This is a genomic window from Carnobacteriaceae bacterium zg-84, assembly GCA_013874835.1.
Lineage (GTDB): Bacteria > Bacillota > Bacilli > Lactobacillales > Aerococcaceae > WM01.
Genome location: CP059430.1, coordinates 1871404 through 1891112, shown reverse-complemented (window position 1 = coordinate 1891112; position 19709 = coordinate 1871404). Strand labels below are relative to the sequence as shown.

Annotated in this window: 18 protein-coding genes and 1 other annotated feature; of the genes, 15 read left to right on the top strand and 3 right to left on the bottom strand. The window is 33.9% G+C overall.

The window, feature by feature from the left end; translation table 11 throughout:
* Positions 1–42: 42 nt before the first annotated feature.
* Entirely contained in the window at positions 43–1716 is a 1674-nt protein-coding gene (locus H1220_08955; GenBank protein QMI85797.1) for a polysaccharide biosynthesis protein, read from the bottom strand.
* Positions 1717–1872: 156 nt separating this feature from the next.
* Between H1220_08955 and H1220_08950 the strand changes: the two genes are divergently transcribed.
* The 7 genes from H1220_08950 (at position 1873) to H1220_08920 (ending at position 11194) form a co-directional block, all read left to right on the top strand.
* Positions 1873–2433 carry a dUTP diphosphatase gene (locus H1220_08950; protein ID QMI85796.1) on the top strand — a complete coding sequence of 187 codons (561 nt, stop codon included), beginning with the start codon at positions 1873–1875 and terminating at the stop codon, positions 2431–2433.
* Positions 2434–2442: 9 nt separating this feature from the next.
* Entirely contained in the window at positions 2443–3819 is a 1377-nt protein-coding gene (radA, locus tag H1220_08945; GenBank protein ID QMI85795.1) for a DNA repair protein RadA, read from the top strand.
* Positions 3820–3840: 21 nt separating this feature from the next.
* Positions 3841–4950: a PIN/TRAM domain-containing protein gene (locus tag H1220_08940; GenBank protein ID QMI86701.1), complete on the top strand. Its 1110-nt coding sequence runs from the start codon at positions 3841–3843 to the stop codon at positions 4948–4950.
* Between the two features lie 14 nt (positions 4951–4964).
* Positions 4965–6428: a glutamate--tRNA ligase gene (locus H1220_08935; GenBank protein ID QMI85794.1), complete on the top strand. Its 1464-nt coding sequence runs from the start codon at positions 4965–4967 to the stop codon at positions 6426–6428.
* Between the two features lie 56 nt (positions 6429–6484).
* The gene (locus H1220_08930) at positions 6485–8197 is read left to right on the top strand and encodes an ABC transporter ATP-binding protein (GenBank protein ID QMI85793.1); all 1713 of its coding nucleotides are present in this window, start codon (positions 6485–6487) and stop codon (positions 8195–8197) included.
* Positions 8198–8255: 58 nt separating this feature from the next.
* Positions 8256–8981, top strand: a complete 726-nt coding sequence (locus tag H1220_08925; GenBank protein ID QMI85792.1) for an acyl-ACP thioesterase — start codon at positions 8256–8258, stop codon at positions 8979–8981.
* Between the two features lie 287 nt (positions 8982–9268).
* Positions 9269–11194, top strand: coding sequence for a bifunctional metallophosphatase/5'-nucleotidase (locus tag H1220_08920; protein QMI85791.1), 1926 nt, complete (start codon positions 9269–9271; stop codon positions 11192–11194).
* A 132-nt stretch (positions 11195–11326) separates the two neighbouring features.
* On the opposite strand, the gene H1220_08915 is transcribed toward H1220_08920, so the two are convergent.
* Positions 11327–11659: an IS30 family transposase gene (locus H1220_08915; protein ID QMI85790.1), complete on the bottom strand. Its 333-nt coding sequence runs from the start codon at positions 11657–11659 to the stop codon at positions 11327–11329.
* On the bottom strand, positions 11554–12366 hold the full coding sequence (locus H1220_08910; protein QMI85789.1) for an IS30 family transposase: 813 nt from the start codon (positions 12364–12366) through the stop codon (positions 11554–11556). The genes H1220_08915 and H1220_08910 overlap by 106 nt, the downstream gene beginning before the upstream one ends.
* A 178-nt stretch (positions 12367–12544) precedes the next feature.
* Positions 12545–12802 (top strand) — a binding site (T-box leader).
* 50 nt (positions 12803–12852) lie between these two features.
* On the opposite strand from H1220_08910, the gene H1220_08905 reads away from it, so the two are divergent.
* From H1220_08905 to H1220_08870, 8 genes are all read left to right on the top strand, one after another.
* Entirely contained in the window at positions 12853–13905 is a 1053-nt protein-coding gene (locus H1220_08905) for an ATP-binding cassette domain-containing protein (protein ID QMI85788.1), read from the top strand.
* On the top strand, positions 13905–14582 hold the full coding sequence (locus H1220_08900; protein QMI85787.1) for an ABC transporter permease: 678 nt from the start codon (positions 13905–13907) through the stop codon (positions 14580–14582). The genes H1220_08905 and H1220_08900 overlap by 1 nt, the downstream gene beginning before the upstream one ends.
* A 23-nt stretch (positions 14583–14605) precedes the next feature.
* Positions 14606–15460 (top strand): MetQ/NlpA family ABC transporter substrate-binding protein, encoded by an 855-nt coding sequence (locus H1220_08895; protein ID QMI85786.1) that lies wholly within the window; start codon positions 14606–14608, stop codon positions 15458–15460.
* Between the two features lie 34 nt (positions 15461–15494).
* The gene (locus H1220_08890) at positions 15495–16343 is read left to right on the top strand and encodes a MetQ/NlpA family ABC transporter substrate-binding protein (GenBank protein QMI85785.1); all 849 of its coding nucleotides are present in this window, start codon (positions 15495–15497) and stop codon (positions 16341–16343) included.
* Positions 16344–16405: 62 nt separating this feature from the next.
* Positions 16406–17569, top strand: coding sequence for an amidohydrolase (locus tag H1220_08885; protein ID QMI85784.1), 1164 nt, complete (start codon positions 16406–16408; stop codon positions 17567–17569).
* A 158-nt stretch (positions 17570–17727) separates the two neighbouring features.
* Positions 17728–18141: a Mini-ribonuclease 3 gene (locus tag H1220_08880; protein ID QMI85783.1), complete on the top strand. Its 414-nt coding sequence runs from the start codon at positions 17728–17730 to the stop codon at positions 18139–18141.
* 67 nt (positions 18142–18208) lie between these two features.
* Positions 18209–18952 (top strand): 23S rRNA (guanosine(2251)-2'-O)-methyltransferase RlmB, encoded by a 744-nt coding sequence (gene rlmB / locus H1220_08875; GenBank protein QMI86700.1) that lies wholly within the window; start codon positions 18209–18211, stop codon positions 18950–18952.
* A 26-nt stretch (positions 18953–18978) separates the two neighbouring features.
* The gene (locus H1220_08870) at positions 18979–19533 is read left to right on the top strand and encodes a hypothetical protein (protein QMI85782.1); all 555 of its coding nucleotides are present in this window, start codon (positions 18979–18981) and stop codon (positions 19531–19533) included.
* Positions 19534–19709: the final 176 nt, after the last annotated feature.

Genomic DNA, 19709 nt, shown 5'->3' with positions numbered 1-19709 from the left:
CTCTGAAAAAATAGAGTAAACCGGTGTTGGTTTACTCTATTTTTATAGATTCCATTTTTTCAATAATCGTCTGAATTGAAGTGCTTGTTTTGGTAAAATACTGTCCATAATATTTAATTTTAATGTAAAGTAAATATAGGTAAGACCACCAAAAATAGCTGTTATAAAGACAATAAATAGGTTTGCCATATTATTGTTTGCTGGTAATAGGATAACCAATATGTTGTAAATGATTAAGGATATAGCGGTCATGGCTAGCGTGGCAAAAATAATATTAGTCGTTTTTTTGATGATGTATGTTGTATCAAATTTTGTTAACTTAAAGAGTTCATCGAATAGATAAATGGTTGCTAAAATGGTTGCTACAACAGAGGATAGACCGGGACCATTTTCTTTAAAGATAGCTGTTAAAATAAGTGTAAAGGTTAATTTTGATAAAAGTAAAATGGATAAACTTTTAATAGCAATCATGTGTTTTCCTGTACTTTGTATGATGCTGACGAACATACTGAAAAATCCAGTAATAATTAAGTTAATGCAAAAGATTTTTAAGACATGTGCACCGTCGATTGAGCCGTAAAAAACAGCATAAATAGCATTAGATACGATGAATAAACCAATGGCACTTGGAATGACTAAAAAGCAAAGTAATTCAATGTCTTTTGTTACGGCTAAAGATAATTGTTTTTTGTCTTTTCTATGGTATAGTGCGGCAATGTTTGGAATAGCACTTGCTGTAATTGCCATAGTGATAGAGCCGACAATATTTGTTAATTTAGCGGCATTAGCACTAAACCAAGCAAATGAATTGGCAATTTCGTCTTTTGTCATTGTTGAAAATTCGTTCATAATGCCGTTGTAGCTGAAGTTATCAATCAGTGCTAATAAAGATGTTCCGGTACTCATGACAACAAAAGGAATAGAATCTTTTAAGACAAGTTTAAAGCTGTCTAAAATAGAAAAAGAAACGGTTTGTTTGCCGAGTTTTATTTTTTCAAAAATATAGTAACGTTCTTTATACAATTCAAATAGTAAAAAGATGAGTGTGACAAATGCTCCAATAAATGCTGCAAATGTTGATTGTGATACAGCCTCAACTAAAGAGCCTTTGGCTATTTTCATAATATAAAAAGTAGCACCTAGCATGTATGACACACGTACGACTTGTTCTAATATTTGAGATAAAGCAGGTGTTGTCATCTGCTGGAATCCTTGGAAAAAGCCTCTTAGTAAACTAATTGGTGGGATAATTAAAATAGCAGGTGCAAGAGAGCGTAGAATGAGTACACTATCATTGACATTACCTGTTGGTACAACGCTTATTGAAGCGATATAATCTGCTAATCCGTAGAATGTTAGGCAAGAAAAAGCTCCTAAACCAATCATGATGAGCATACTATTTTTGAAAAGTGACATACTGGCTTTGTATTCGCCTCTAGCGTTGAGTTGAGAAATTTGTTTTGTAATGGCTAATGGGAAACCTGCCGTTGCAATATCCAAAAATAAAATATAGGGTGCATAGGCAAGTGCATATAGTCCATTGGCAACATTATAGTGTTCTCCAATCCACCTTGACCAAGGGATAATGTATAAAGCACCGATAATTCTTGAAATCAGCAATCCAATAGATAGCCATGCTGTTCCGTGTAACATTTTTTCATTTGTTGATAGATTTTCTACTTTGGAAAATTTATTTTGTTTCGTTTTATTTAACACAATGATTCTCCTTACGAGATAAAATGTAAGTATATTATACATTCTTTTACTCTTAATAACAATTTTTTAAAAAATTGTAGGTGAAATCGCACGCAATAGTTCAAAATAAGTCAATTTTTTGGTATAGTAGGAATAGCGACTTTTAGGAGGTTTGACATGAAAAGAGGATTTGAAGTAATTAGTCAATATAAAGATAAAAATATCAATTTACCAAAACGTGCAACACATAAAGCGGCGGGGTATGACTTTGAATCTGCTGAAACGATTGTTTTACCAAGTATTTGGAAAATCATCTTTAAGTCAGTAGCGATTGATGCTAAGCAGTGGATTTACGATACTTTTTTATCTAAGGAAACACAAGAAGAAAGACAAGAGCGTGAGAAAGCGTTAAAACCAATTTTAGTGCCAACGGGTATTAAGGCGTATATGCAAGAAGATGAGTATTTACAATTAACAAACCGTTCAAGTAATCCATTAAAACATTTTTTAGTATTGCCTAATGGTGTGGGTGTGATTGATGCCGATTATTACAATAATGAAAGTAATGAAGGACATATTTATTTTCAAATGTGGAATTTTGGGTTGACGGATAAAGTGATTGAAAAAGGCGATCGTATTGGACAGGGTATTTTTATCCCGTTTTTAAAAGCGGATAATGATGAAACTGTCGGAGAAAGAACAGGTGGGTTTGGTTCATCTGGTTCTGCTTCACATTAGAGGATGGATATGGCGAAGAAAAAAGAAACAAAATATGTCTGTCAATCGTGTGGTTATGAATCTGCTAAATGGATGGGAAAATGTCCAAATTGTCAGCAGTGGTCAACCTTAGAAGAAGAAACGGTACATGTATCAAATCAAGCTGTGTCAAAGCGTCAAGATTTTTCAGGAAATACAACAAAAGCACTTCCTATTAAAGATATTTTATATACAAAAGAAAATCGTCTATCCACAAGAATAGATGAGTTAGATAGAGTTTTAGGTGGAGGTATTGTATCGGGTTCACTTGTGTTAATTGGAGGGGATCCAGGGATTGGGAAATCGACGTTGTTATTACAAGTATCTGCTCAATTACATGCATTAAAACAGCGTGTTTTATATGTGTCTGGAGAAGAAAGTGCCAGTCAAATTAAAATGCGAGCGGAGCGTTTAGGCATTAAAGACGGAGAGTTTTATATTTATCCAGAAACCGATATGACAAGTGTTTTACAAGCCATTGAAACGATAAAACCTCAGTATGTCATTATCGATTCCATTCAAACAATGGTACATGAGCAAGCGTCCTCAGGTGTAGCGGGTAGTGTTTCTCAAATAAGAGAGAATACGGCTACGTTGATGCATACGGCTAAAGCGAATAATATTGCTATTTTCATTGTTGGGCATGTGACAAAAGAAGGGACAATAGCCGGGCCTAGAATGTTAGAACATATGGTTGATACAGTATTATATTTTGAGGGAGAAAAACATCAAAGTTTTCGTATGTTAAGAGCGGTGAAGAACCGTTTTGGTTCAACGAATGAAATAGGTGTTTTTGAGATGAGTCAACATGGTTTGAAGCAAATTAAAAATCCGTCTGAATTTTTCCTTGAAGAACGTATCAAAGGTGCTAATGGTTCAGCTGTTGTGGTTTCGGTTGAGGGAACACGTCCTATACTAGTTGAAGTTCAATGTTTAATCACGCCAACAGCATTTGGGAATGCAAGACGTACAGCAAGTGGGTTAGATTATAATCGTGTGGCTTTAATTATGGCTGTTTTAGAAAAAAGAGCTGGTATGCTTTTACAAATGCAAGATGCTTATTTTAAAGTGGCAGGTGGTGTTAAATTAGACGAACCGGCTATTGATTTAGCGATTGCTGTGAGTTTGGCATCTAGCTATTGGGAAAAGGAAACGGCTTTAACTGATGCTTTTGTTGGTGAAATTGGTTTAACTGGGGAAATAAGACGTGTTAGTCAAATTACGGATCGCATTAAAGAAGCGAGTAAGTTAGGATTTAAACGTATTTTTATTCCAAAAAATAATTTGGTAGGTTTACCAGAGTATAAAAATATTGAAGTGATAGGCATTGCTACTATAAAAGAAGCATTACATATTATTTTTAAATAGAGGTTGAGTATGAAAAAAAATATTGGAAAATATATTATACATTTTATTTTCACCCTCGTTGGTAGTAGTGTTGCGTTATTATGGTTACCAACGGTGTGGGAACTATTATCCATGAAGCATGGCTTATTCGAAAAAGATATTACAAATATTGTAATTGGTGGTATTTTTGGTTTATTATGTTCATTTCTCTTATCGAATAAGATTATTGCTATATTAGAGTCAGTTGAAAAATTTTTAGATAATAAATCACCATTGTATTTATTATTCGGAAGTATAGGTGCTATTGTTGGATTGGTGATTGGTACCTTATTGAGTATTATTTTTAATTATATTCAAATACCGGGTGTTTCGGATATTTTACCAGTTGTCTTAATCGTATCTTTTGGCTATTTAGGATTCCGTGTTGGGACAAGACGTCCAGATAATTGGAAAAAAGTTGCGCAGCAATTAAAACCTCAACAAGTTGAAACTGAAATTTTACAAAGACGAGAGGGCGATACATTTTATCGACATAAAGTATTGGATACGAGCGTGATTATAGATGGTCGTATTGCTGATATTGTTGATACGGGTTTTTTGGAAGGAACTTTAGTTGTACCATTATTTGTTGTTCATGAGTTGCAATATATTGCAGATTCGGCAGATTCATTAAAAAGAGCAAAAGGTCGACGTGGGTTAGATATTTTGAATAGATTGCAAAAATCAGAAAGTATCACTGTTGATATTTACGAGGGAGATTTTGAAGATATTCCAGAAGTAGATAGCAAACTTGTGAAATTAGCCAAAGTTTTAGAAGGTACGGTCTTAACGAATGACTATAATTTGAACAAAGTTTGTGAATTTCAAAATGTAAAAGTGTTAAATGTCAATGAATTAGCCAATGCAATTAAACCGGTTGTCTTGCCTGGAGAAGAGATGACGGTATTAATTGTCAAAGACGGAAGTGAGCGTCAGCAAGGTATTGCATACATGGAAGACGGTACGATGATTGTTGTTGAAGATGGAAAACATTATATGAATGAACAGCTAGATGTTGTCGTAACGAGTGCGTTGCAAACGGCAGCGGGACGTATGGTTTTTGCAAAACCAATTCATTCACAAAGAAAAATAAAAGAACATCATAAAGGATAGAAAGAAGGATACACATGTCTAAAAAAATGAGATTACGCTATGCACCAAGTCCAACAGGAAATCTACATATAGGAAATGCTCGAACAGCATTATTCAATTATTTATTTGCTAGACATCATGGTGGTGAATTTATTATTCGTATTGAAGATACGGATAAAAAACGTAATATAGAGCACGGAGAAAAAAGTCAGTTAGAGAACTTAGATTGGTTAGGTATTACATGGGACGAAGGTCCGGATAAACCAAATGAAAAATATGCTCCATATCGTCAATCAGAAAGAGAGCATATTTATAACCCACTGATTGAACAATTATTAAAAGAAGATAAAGCTTACAAATGCTATTGTACAGAAGAAGAATTAGAGGCTGAAAGAGAAAGACAACAGGCACGTGGAGAAATGCCACATTATAATGGTGCTCATGCATATTTAACAGAGGAAGAAAGACAAGCCTTTGAGGCAGAAGGACGTACACCTGTTATTCGTTTCCGTGTACCAGAAAATCAAGTATTTGCGTTTAATGATCTTGTAAAAGGTGATATTTCGTTTGAATCAAAAAGTATTGGTGGAGATTTCGTTATTTTAAAACGTGACGGTATGCCAACGTATAATTTTGCGGTAGTTGTGGACGATCATTTTATGGATATTACACATGTGTTGCGTGGAGATGAACATATTGCGAATACACCGAAGCAGTTGATGATTTATGATGCATTTGGTTGGGAAAGACCTCAATTTGGACATATGACATTGATTATGAATAGTCAAACGGGTAAAAAATTATCTAAGCGTGATGAGTCAGTATTACAATTTATTGAACAATACAAAAACTTGGGGTATCTACCTGAAGCGATGTTTAACTTTATTGCATTATTAGGTTGGTCACCAGTGGGTGAAGAGGAAATCTTTGATCAAGAAGATATTATTAAATTATTTGATGAAAAACGTTTGAGTAAATCGCCAGCGGCATTTGATGCGAAAAAATTAGAGTGGGTCAACAATGTTTATATGAAAAAACAATCTTTACATCGTGTTGTTGAATTGGCAATGCCTCATTTAATTGAAGCAGGATATGTGAAAGAACCGGTGTCTGAATTAGAACTTGTTCATGTAGCAAAAATTGTAAAATTATTCCATGAGCAAATTAGTTATGGTGCGGAAATTGTTGATTTAGTGAAATTTTTCTTCGAAGATGAATTACATTTATCAGATGAAGCAAAAGAAGTGTTAGAAGCAGAAACAGCCAAAACAGTTATCGAAGCGTTCAAAGAACGATTGGAAGTATTGGTGCCATTCCATGAAGCAGAAATTTCTGCAGCAATTAAGAGTGTGCAAAAAGAAACAGGCATTAAAGGTAAAAACTTATTTATGCCAATTCGTGTGTCTGTCAGTGGACAAACACATGGTCCAGAGTTAGGAAAAGCTATTGAAGCATTAGGTAAAGAAAAATGTTTGGAGCATATCAATAGTATTTTATAGTATTTTATCGTGTTGGAATTTTTATTCCAACACGATTTATTCATAAGGAGAGGGAAATGTTAAGAAGATTTTACCGTTATTATAGACCTTATAAAAAATTATTTTTTTTAGATTTTGGGTGTGCTGTTTTGGCAGCTGTTTTAGAATTGTTATTTCCTATTGTTGTGAAGTATGTTATTGATACGATTGTACCTCAAAATCATTTTTCAACTGTTTTATTTGTATCAATCGGATTATTAGGTTTTTATTTGTTGAATACTTATTTAAAATATATTGTGGTTTATTTTGGTCATTTGCTTGGTGTGTATATTGAAAACGATATGCGCTATGAATTATTTGAACATATTGAGAAACAATCTTTTCGTTATTTTGATGAAACGAAAACAGGTACATTGATGAGTCGATTGACAAGTGATTTATTTGAAATTAGTGAATTGGCACATCATGGTCCAGAAGATTTATTTGTGACGTGCATGACTTTTGTTGGTGGTTTTGTGTTGATGTATCAAATTCATCCGACTTTAGCGATTTTAACGAGTATTTTAGTGCCTTTAATGGCTGTTGCGGTAGCTATTTTTAGTCGTAAAATGAAAAAAATCAATACACGTATTTATGAAAATTTGGCAGAGTTTAATGTTGGGTTAGAAAATACAATTAGCGGTATTCGTGTTGTTAAGGCATTTTCAAATGAAGCGTATGAAAAAGAAAAATTTAAAAGATTGATTATCATTTATAAAAAAGCAAAAAGACAGTTTTATAAAACAATGGGAAATGTGTCGTCGTTTAATTATTTGCTCATTCGTTTAGTGAATTTGTTTGCATTGCTTTTTGGGGCGTATTTTACAATTCATGATAACTTATCGCCGGGTGTTTTTACAGGTTTTATTTTATTGACAAATGTTTTTGTTAGGCCGATTGAGCTTATCAATATTATGATTGAAATGTATCCTAAGGGATTAGCAGGATTTCAACGATTTACCGAAGAACTTGCTAGAGAACCTGAAATTGTTGATAGTCCAAATGCGATTGATATTGAAACATTAAAAGGCGATATTGTCTATGATCATGTTTCTTTTCAATATAATGATGAGAATGTTGTGTTAAAGGACATTCATTTATCTATTCGTGAAGGAGAAAAAGTGGCTCTTGTTGGACCGAGTGGTGTAGGAAAATCAACGTTGTGTCATTTATTACCACGGTTTTATGAGGCAAGTAGTGGGGATATTCTTGTTAATGGAATCTCTATTAAGGATATGACACAACATTCGTTAAGAAAACGCATTGGCATTGTACAACAGGATATTTTTCTGTTTGGTGGCACGATTAAAGAAAATATTTTATATGGTAAATTAGATGCTACTGATGAAGAAGTGTGGGAGGCAGTGAAACGAGCACATTTATTAGATGTGATTGAAAAAATGCCAAATGGTATTGATACCGAAATTGGTGAAAGAGGCGTTCGCTTATCTGGTGGGCAGAAACAACGTTTATCTATTGCCCGTATTTTTTTAAAAAATCCAGATGTGCTTATTTTAGACGAGGCGACAAGTGCTTTGGATAGTCATACGGAAAAAGTTATTCAAGAATCTTTTGATGAATTAGCACAAGGAAGAACAACATTGATTATTGCGCATAGATTAGCAACGATTCAACATGCGGATAGAATTATCTTTATGACTGAAAATGGTATTCAAGAACAGGGTAGCCATGAGGAATTGATGCATCAAAAAGGGTTGTATTATCAGTTATATCAAACGCAGTTTAGATAGTTATCCACAGAAAATGTGGATAAAAATGTGAATATGTGGATAAGTTAGGTGGATAACTATGGGAAAAGTATACAGAGAATCTTTTGAAATAAAAAATTATGAAGTAGATAGATATGGAAAATTAAGTATTTCTATGCTTATTCGACTTCTTTTACATGTGTCGGGGAAACAAACAAATCTGTTATATGATAATCAAAATGTTTTAAAAGAAAAACATTTATCGTGGTTTATTTTACAACATGATTTATCTATTAAACGATTGCCCAACGCACACGATGTGATAGATATTGAAACGGAGCCAGTCGGATATAATCAATTTTTTACGTATAGAACGTTTAAAGTATACCATGAAGGTGAATTGATTATTCAGACGATGATACGTTTTGCCATGGTGGATTTGTTACAAAGAAAAATGGTGCGTATTGTTGAGGAGTTATTGGAACCTTATGGTTCGGAAAAAACAGAGAAAAATATTCAAATGACAAAATTAACATTTAAATCACTTTCTGAGCCTTATACGGTAACGCCGTGTTTCCCACGGTATGTAGATATTGATGAAAATCAGCATATTAACAATGCTGTATATATGGATTTTGTGATGACATCTATTCAACCGGAGTTTTTAATGCATCATCAGCCAAAACAGATTAGTATTGTCTATGATAAAGAAATGACAGAAACAGATGTGCATGTATGTTACACACAAATAGACGGTGATGTGACACGTCATTGTATTGGTGATATTTGCCGTTTGCAAATGATGTGGGAGAAAATAAAATTATAATTTTTTACAATGATATTGGTGGTGAATGGCGTTAGACATTCACCACCTTTTTAATATAGTGTTGTATTTTTATTTGTTTACATAAAAATAATTATTTATCAACCTTCAGATGTTTTATTTTAAATCCGGTTTTTTTATTTGGAGATATAAAAATTGTTTGTTTTTTAGTTGTAAATATTCTTGAAAATCATTTTTTAAATCAGTATAATATAAAATATCCGAACATTAAAAAATGATGTGTTAGGTAAAATATTGTTGGAGGGGTATTATGAGTGTAAAAAAAATGGATGAAAGGCTTATTTGTCTGTGGAATTGTTTGTGGTTTATCAACAACAGCGTATGCGGCAGAGGTGCCTATTCAATTATTAGGTGTCAATGATTTTCACGGAGCGTTAACATTGGGCGGTACAGCCTATATGCCTGAGGGGAAAATATCAAATACGGGTGGTGCAGCAAAATTAGCAACAGCATTGGATAATGCGAGAGATTCATTTTTAGCGAATGCACAAAATGGGCAAAGTATTCGTGTGCAAGCTGGTGATATGGTTGGTGCTAGTCCTGCTAATTCTGCTTTGTTACAAGATGAACCAACTGTTCGTATTTTTAATCGTATGAAATTTGAATTTGGAACACTTGGTAATCATGAGTTTGATGAAGGTTTAGAAGAGTTTAATCGCATTTTAACCGGTCAAGCACCTGAGCCAAATAAATTTTATTCGATTGTGGATAATTATCCGCATGAGGCATCTAATATGACATTAGTCATTGGGAATGTGGTTGATAAAAGTGGAGCTATTCCATTTAACTGGAAACCTTATGCGATTAAAGAAATAGAAGTTAACAATGAAAAAGTAAAAATTGGATTTATTGGTGTTGTCACAACAGAAATTCCAAATTTAGTTTTGAAAAAGAATTATGAAAATTATACGTATTTAGATGAAGCTGAAACGATTGTAAAATATGCAAGAGAGCTTCGTGAAAATGGTGTCAATGCGATTGTTGTATTAGCGCATGTTCCTTCTACAAGTAAAGATGATGTGGCTCAGTTTTGGGCAGCAGATATGATTAAAAAAGTGAATGCACTAGATCCGGATAATAGTGTCGATGTTGTGTTTGCTGGACATAATCATGTGTATACAAGTGGTGTAGCTGAACATACACGTATTGTACAGGCTTTATCTCAAGGTAAAGCATACGCAGATGTTCAAGGTGTATATGACACAACAACAGGTGACTTTAAATCTGTTCCAACAGGAAAAGTGACGGCTGTAACGAGTGATTTACCAGAAAATAATGAAGTTAAAGCTCTTGTTGATGAAGCAACAGCATTAGCTAAGCAAGTAACAGATTCTAAAATTGGTACGGCAGAAACAAATCAGTCGATTACTAAAGATTTATCATCTACAAAAGAATCAGCTGTGGGTAATCTTGTGACTGATGCACAAAGAGCGATTGCTAAATTATCTGGCTATGATGTTGATTTTGCGATGACAAATAATGGTGGTATTCGTGCAGATTTGGCTGTACAAGAAGACGGTAGTATTACGTGGGGTGCTGCTCAAGCCGTACAACCATTTGGTAATATTTTGCAAGTGGTGTCTTTAACGGGTCAACAAATTGTTGATGCATTAAATCAACAATATGATGAAGAAGAACGCTATTTCTTACAAGTTTCTGGTTTGAGATATGAGTATACGGATGCGGATGATAATGCAGAGGGTATCAAGTATAAAGTACATAAAGTTTATACAGAAGATGGGCAACCATTAGATTTAACAAAAACATATAAAGTTGTCATAAATGACTTTTTATATGGTGGTGGAGATGGATTTAGTGTTTTCCCTAAAGCAACATTATTAGGTGCTATTGATCCAGATACAGAAGTTTTTGTTCAATATATTAAAAACTTAGAAGCTAAAGGTGAAAAAGTATCTTCATCCGCTGAAGGTAGAAAAGTTTACAAATCAAAAGAAGATATAGAAAAAGCACGTGTACATGAAACGGGAGCACCAGCTTTTGCCGAAGAAAAACCAATTTTCCGTTTTCCTTTTATAAGAGTACCGTCTACGACTACAACAGTAGCTGTTTCAGAAAAATCAGATGCTAAAACAAAAGAAGCATTATTACCAAAAACAGGTGAACATCAGTCGTTTGTTATTTTATTTGTGGGTACTATTTTTATGGGAGCAAGTTTAAGAATACTCCAATTGTAAAGTAAAGTGCAAAAAAACAGATAATTACTTTCTCTTTTGCGGGGTTAATAACCAAACAATAAAAACAAAGGTTTTCTAGTCAAGGCGAAAAACAAAGTGTGCCTTGACGGGAAACCTGTTTTTATTAAACTATTAATCTACCCGCAATAAAAATAACTCTGCAGGTGTACGATAACCTAATTTACGCCGTATTTTCTGATTTAAGCAGGATTCTATTTTACGAATAGTTGACTTTTTAACGGTATTGATAGATTTACCCTTAGGTAAAAACTCCCGTATCTGTCCGTTATGATTTTCGTTAGTACCACGCTCATAAGATGAATAAGGGTGTGCATAGTAAATGCTTAAATATGTCGATTCTAATTCAGATAACGAGGCGAATTCTGACCCATTATCAGATGTAATACTCTTGAAGGTTGATTTCCTATATTGTTTAAAATATTCTTTAATGTCCGTAAGACACATTGTGCTGTTTTATCATTCATTTTACGTATAATTGTATAACGTGTTTGTCGTTCTACTAACGTTAATAATAGTGCTTCATTTTTTGTCTTCTTAAATAAGACTAAATCAATTTCCCAATGTCCAAATTCTGTACGATTATTCGCTACGTCTGGTCGATTTTCGATAGATGTACCCATATTTTTCTTGTATGTTTTGGTGTTCTCTTTTTTCGGTCGTTTTCTAATGCTTACCATTTTGGGTAAATCAATTGGTTTGATAGGGATAATACCTTGATGAACAAACGTATAAACCGTTTTCGTACAAGGGACTTTTTCATTAGGATGATTTTGCCGATACCAATGTACAAAGGTATCAATACTATGGGTTCTATATTTTTCAGTAACTACCTGTTGTAAGTCTTTGAAAAATTGTTGACTAAATTTTTCAGTTAAATCATGATGATATTTATTTTGTTGCTTAGCTTTATAGATGTAATGGCTTGTTTCAGCGTAATATTTTAATTCGTCACGTTGGATACCATTTCGATTAACAATTTGATTAACGCTTCCTCGTTTAATTTCTCTATAAATTGTGGATACATTTCTTCCGAGTCGTTCAGCGATATATCGTATTGGCTTTTTTTCGTTTAATAACGTTTCAATTTTTGTACGTTCAACCAATGATAGCTGTTTATATTGTTTTTTTGTGTTATAATTTGTTTTAGACATGATAATGACCTTTCTAATTTTGTGGTGAATCTTAGTAAGTTAATTATCTGTCTTTTTTTGTTTTTATAACACTATTTTGCTTTTGCACTTTATTTTACAACTCGGCAAGTTTAAGAATATTAAATAAAAATAAAAAAAGTGTTGACAGATGATTAAGTTTCTTGTATAGTCAACGTATCGAAACACAATGAAGTAGAAAGTAAATCAAAAAATTGTTTTAGAGAGCTTACGTGTGGTGAAAGTAAGTACAAGTATTTGTTTGAAAATGGCTACTGAGTGGGTTACCCGAATGATTAAGGTAACACGGATGCACCCGTTACAGTGACACAGTATAAATATACGTGTGTATATCGTACTGGGTGAGGCTTATATAGTGATATATAAGCGAATAAAGGTGGTAACACGAGATTATAATGATATAACGCTCGTCCTTTTACTAGCAAGACTAGTAAAAGGACGAGTTTTTTGTTTTGAAAGGAGATTGACATGATTGTTTTAAAGGATGTAGGGGTAACGTTTCATCAAGGAAGTAAAGAGATTGTTGCTGTGGATAATGTGAATTTAACGATTGAAGATGGTGATATTTACGGCATTATTGGATATAGTGGTGCTGGTAAGAGTACATTGGTTCGTACAATCAATTTGTTGCAAAAATTAACAACGGGAAAGGTAACGGTATCCGGTGTCGATTTAACGGAGCTAAGTCCTAGTGGATTGCGTGAGGCACGTAAAAAAATAGGAATGATTTTTCAACATTTTAATTTAATGAATAATCTTTCTGTATTTGATAATGTGGCATTTCCACTGAAAAAATCAAATTTATCCAAAACAGAAATTAAAGAAAAAGTAGATGGATTATTACAATTAGTTGGGCTTTTAGATAAGTCGGCATCTTATCCACGTCAGTTATCTGGTGGACAAAAGCAAAGAGTTGCCATTGCTAGAGCGTTGGCGAATGATCCGGATGTGTTGTTGTGTGATGAGGCAACGAGTGCGCTAGACCCAAAAACGACGTATTCTATTTTGGAATTATTAAAAGAAGTGAATCAAAAATTGGGTATAACGATTGTGATTATCACACATGAGATGCAGGTGGTAAAAGAGATTTGTAATAAAGTTGCCATTATGGAAAATGGGCGTGTCATTGAAAAAGGAACGGTTTTAGATATTTTTACAAATCCGAAGAATGATTTGACGAAAGATTTTATTGATACGGCGACACATATCAATAAAGGTATTGAAACGGTACTAAGTCATCAACATTTATTAAATTTAAATGACGGAGATGTGTTAGTGAAGATTTCATTTGTTGGGACATCGACAGGAGAGCCTTTGATTACGAAGTTATCGACACATTATCAAGTTTCAGCGAATATTTTATTTGGGAATGTGGAAGTGGTTCAAGAAACAGCGGTTGGAACATTACTTGTTGCGCTGTCTGGGTTACATGAAAATGTAACGAATGCACTAGAGTATATTCAAGAGAGTGGTGCAAAAGCTGATATTTTACAAGATTTAAGAAAAGGAGGGCAAGTATAATGGATTTAAGACCAGTATTTCCAAATATTGATGAGCGTGTGTTTCAGGAGATTATTAAAAGTACGAGTGAAACGATTTTAATGACGTTAATTTCAGGAGGTATTGCTTTTGTTTTAGGGATTGCGTTGGGTGTTTCTCTTGTTGTGACAAGACGTCAAGGTATTTTAGAAAATAAAACTTTGTATTATCTTTTGGATAAATTAGTCAATGTATTTCGTTCGATTCCGTTTTTAATTTTATCCATGTTAATTATTCCATTTACACGATTATTGGTTGGTACAAGTATCGGTATTGCGGGTGCGATTGTTCCATTAACAGTAGCAACCATTCCGTTTTTTGCACGACAAGTTGAGTTGGCTTTATTAGAAGTTGATTATGGTGTGATTGAGGCGTCTGTTGCCATGGGATGTACACCTGTTGATATTATTTTTAGAGTTTATTTAAAAGAAGGTCTACCTAGTTTAATTCGAGCTTCTTCATTAACGATTATTAGTTTAATCGGATTAACAACGATGGCAGGTGCTTTTGGAGCGGGTGGTTTAGGAAACCTAGCAATTTCAAGAGGATACAATCGTTTCCAAGGAGATGTGATGATTGTTGCCACACTCATTATTTTAATCATTGTATTTATTAGTCAAGCAATTGGATCGTTTTTAGAAAGACGAGCAACAAAATAAAAAATATAAGGGAGGATATGAATATGTCATTGAAAAAATTAGCGATTAGTACATTAGCTCTTTTTACATTAGGAGCTTGTGGTACGGGAACAAATAGTGCAACACAATCTTCAGAAAAATCCGAAGCAAATTCTCAACCAAAAGTGGTTAAAGTTGGGTTATACGGCGAAAAAAATGAAGATTGGGATTATTTGAAAAAAGAATTGAAAGAAAAAGAAAATATTGAGTTGGAATTGGTGAAATTTACAGATTATGTGACACCAAATACAGCTTTGGAAGAAGGTAGTGTTGATATCAACGCTTTCCAAACCGTTGGTTATTTAGAAACATTTAATAAAGAACATAAAACACATATTGTACCGATCGGTTGGACACTATTACAACCACTTGGTATTTATTCAAATAAAATCAAAAATGTATCTGAATTAAAAGAAAATGATACGGTAATTATTCCAGATGGGGCTTCAAATGGAGGACGTGCATTGCTTTTACTTCAAGAAGCAGGTTTAATTAAAGTTGACGCATCAAAAGGTGTATTGCCAGCTATTTCAGATATTACTGAAAATAAATTGAATTTAAATATTAAAGAGGTAACGGCAGCACAAACGATTCGTTCATTAGATGATGCAGCGGTAGCTATTGCTAATGGAGATGTAGCGATTGATGCAGGCAAATCACCAAAACAAGATGCTATTTTCTTGGAAAAAGTAACGGAGAAATCAAAACCGTATTATAATTTTATTGCGGCACATGAGAAAAATAAAGATGATGCTGTGTTAAAAACTATTGTGAAATATTATCAAACAGATGCAGTCGCAAAAGTTTTAGAAGAATCTACAAAGGGTGCAAGTATTCCTATTTGGAATGAAGCAAAATAATATATAAATAGATAAAGAAGAGGAGAATTTTATTATGAAATTAAAAAATATTTTTGTAGCAGGTTTAGCATTGATTACATTAGCAGCATGTGGGTCAGCAACGCCAACGAAAGAAGGTTCAAAAACAACAGAAGCGCCTAAAAAGGTTGTTGTTGGTGTAAATGGTACAAAGCATGAACAATGGGATTATTTACAAAAAGAATTAAAAGAGAAAGAAAATATTGAATTAGAAATTAAAGAGTTTGAAGACTATGTGACACCAAATACAGCTGTTGAAGATGGTAGTGTAGATTTAAATGCATTCCAAACGATTATTTATTTAGAAAAATTCAATAAAGAAAAAGGAACGCATGTGAAACCAATTGCGTACACAGTGATTGCACCAATGGGTGTATATTCTAAAAAATTATCTGCATTATCAGAATTAAAAGACGGAGATAAAGTCGCTATTCCAAATGATACATCAAATAATTCTCGTGCTTTACGTTTATTACACGCAGCTGGTGTAATTAAATTAGATGATGTGAAAAATACATTGGTGACAAAAGATAATATTGTTGAAAATCCTAAAAATATTGATATTATAGAATTACCAGCAGGTCAAACATATCGTGCTTTAGATGAAGTGGCAATTTCTGTTATCAATTCAGGCTATGCGGTTGAAGCAGGTTTAGATCCAAAAACAGAAGCAAAATTTTTAGAAGAAGTAACAGATTCTTCTCAACCATACTACAATGTTATTGCTGTTAAAGAAGGTCGTGAAAATGAAGAGATTTTCAAAACGATTATTAAATACTATCAAACAAAAGAAACAGCTAAAATCATTGAAGAATCTACAAAAGGTGCAAGTATTCCAGTTTGGGAAAAAGCAACATTAAAATAATGACAGACAAGGTAGCTGAGATGTCATCTCGGCTCTTTGTGTTTTAGAAAGAAGGCGTAAATATGACATTACAGCAACGTGTAGAGGCGTTAGAACCGTATTTAATTGAGTTAAGACGACATTTTCATCAGTACCCAGAACCAAGTTTGAAAGAATATGAAACGAGTAAATTTATTCAAGAGGTATTAGATAAGCATAATATTCCTTATGAAACAGTCGATGAAACAGGTGTTTTGGCGATTGTGAAAGGGGAAAAAGGAAATGGAAAAACGATTTTATTACGTGCAGATATTGATGCTTTAGAAATTGAAGAAAAAACGGGTGCGGTGTATGCTTCCAAGCGTGAGGGATTAAGCCATGCTTGTGGGCATGATGCGCATACGACAATGGGACTAGGAACAGCCATTGTGTTGAATGAGTTAAAACAGACTTTTTCAGGAACTGTTAAAATTGCCTTTCAACCTGCTGAAGAAATTGGAGCGGGTGCGAAACAATTTATCAAACATGGGAAAGTTGCTGATGTTGAGGAGGCCTTTGCAATCCATGTCAACTCTGGATTACCTGTGGGACAATTAAATGTTCGAGGCGGTGCTGTTAATGCTTCGTGTGATATTTTTAAAATTCGTATTACGGGGCGTAGTTCACATGTTGGGTTACCACAGCTAGGCCGAGATGCTCTTGTAACAGGAAGTGAAGTGGTTGTGGCATTACAAACAATTGTGGCACGTGAGGTAGCTCCAACAGATAATGCTGTTGTTGGTATTGGTAAATTCCATTCAGGTTCAAGATATAATATTGTTGCAAATGAGGCAATATTAGAGGGAACTATTCGTGCTTTTAGTCATGAAACAAGAGCTCACTTACAAGAAGCGGTGACACGTATTGTTAAAGGGATTGCAACAACACATCGTTGTGATGTGGAAATTGATTGGTATGATGCGGCAGCACCTGTTATCAATGATGAGCAAATGGCGCAATGTGCAGCAGAAGTTGGTCAACGTGTTGAGGGTATCGAACGTGTAGTAGTTGATTATGGAAAAAGTATGGGTGCCGATGATTTTGCGGACTATTTGGTACATGTACCGGGAGTATATGCGTTACTAGGTTCTCAAAGTGATGAACGTACGGCATACGGACATCATCATGAAAAATTTGATATTGATGAGCGTGTGTTACGTTTAGGCGTGTTGTATGAAGTTTCGTATTTATTAGATAGATTATCATAGTTGTATAGACTTTAATGGATATAGCTAAATGAAGTGGTGAATGGGTAGCTTAAAAGCTCTGTTCACCCTCTTTTTTATTACGAATATATTCATTTTCATAAAGTTTTATGATGTGTGGTATACTATCAATGAATATATTCGTCATAAAAGGAGAATCAATGGAAAATTTTGAACATTTGAATGGGCTGACGTTGGCATATATAGGAGATGCTGTCTATGAAGTATTTATTAGAGATTATTTATTAACTACAGGATTAACAAAGCCAAATCATTTACATAGAGCTGCAACGCGATATGTATCAGCTAAGGCACAAGCGTTTTTGATGATGCGCATGTTATCGATAGAGGCATTTTTAACAGAAAAAGAAATAGATATTTATAAGCGAGGACGAAATACGAAAAGTCATACGAGTGCTAAAAATACGGATATTATGACGTATCGTATTGCTACGGGTTTTGAGGCGGTCATGGGTTATTTACATATTTGTAAAGAAGAAGAGCGTTTAAATACCCTTTTAAATTGGTGTGTAAGAACAATAGGAGAAGAAGATGAAAAAGCAACCGTTAAATAGACGAAAAGAGCGTTATAATGACAAAAAACACGTTCAAACAATAAAAAAACCGAATGAACAGCATGTGATGCCGGATTTAGACGATTTTGTTATGGGTCGCATACCAATTATTGAGTTGTTAAAAGGAAATCGTGATGTGAATCGTTTGTTTATTCAAGAAACATTGTCTGGCGATAAAATTTCTGACATAATATCTTTAGCAAAACAAAAAGGGATACAGATACAAACGGTGCCTAAAACGAAATTAGATACTATATCTCAAGGTGGTGTGCATCAAGGCGTTATCGCAGCCGTTGCAGCGTATGATTATGCCACATTAGAGGATTTGTTTAAGAAAGCAGAAGACAAACAAGAAGATCCTTTTTTTCTTATTTTAGATGGCATAGAAGATCCGCATAATTTAGGGTCGATTATGAGAACAGCAGATGCGGTAGGTGTTCATGGCATTATTATTCCAAAACGTCGAGCAGTCGGTTTAACATCTACAGTGGCGAAAACATCTACGGGTGCTATTGAGCATGTACCAGTTGTGCGTGTAACGAATTTACATCAAACGATTGAGCATCTGAAACAACGTGGGGTTTGGATTTTTGCAACAGATATGAGCGGCCAGTCTTATACGTCGTGGCAAGTAAAAGGTGCGTTAGCGTTGGTTATTGGAAATGAGGGAAAAGGTGTGTCACGCTTAGTGAAAGAAAGTGCAGATGCATTATTAACTATTCCAATGGTAGGGCATGTTCAAAGTTTAAATGCGAGTGTGGCTACGGGTATTTTATTGTATGAAGTATTTAGAGGTAGACGTTTATCATAATTCCTTGATAGGAAGGGGTATGTTTATTGGATAGTCATGAGTTAATCGACGATACAGTATTTATTCATCGGTTTTTATTGGGTGAAGAACAATCTTTTAATGTGTTGGTAAAAAAATATACGCCGCTGATGAACAAAATGGCGAATAAATATTATTTACCGAATATGGAAAAAGAAGATTTTATACAAGAATGTTGTGTTGTAATGTATGATGCAATTATGAAGTATGATTTACAAAAAAATGTTAAGTTTAGTACATTTTACCGTTTTTTATTAAATAATCATTTTAAGCAGTTATTAAGATACCATTATGCATCAAAGAGATTGGGAGATTTTTTAATGGTGAATCAAGATGATGCCTTTTATGAGAATTATACGGGCATTCGGTATAATCAAGCACTTAATCCGATTGATATACTAGTTGTTCGAGAAACTTTTGACGAAGCGTATGAAACATTATCCAATCAAGAAAAGCAAGTTTTTTATTATAGTCAAAAATATCCATATAAATGTGAAAAAAAGTGGATGAACAGTTTATATCGCTCTAAATATAAGATAAGGCGATATATCAAATCAAAATAATAATATTTAGTGTGAGCAATAAATGCTCCCGTAGGTGAAAATCGTGTTGGTCAATAAAAATACTGGCACGATTATTCATTTATTCACGTATGATAAAGAAAAATGTGGACAATTTTGTTAATTTGTGGAAAACAAACTTGTGAAACATAGTCAAAAAGTGTGTTTTTATCTTGTGG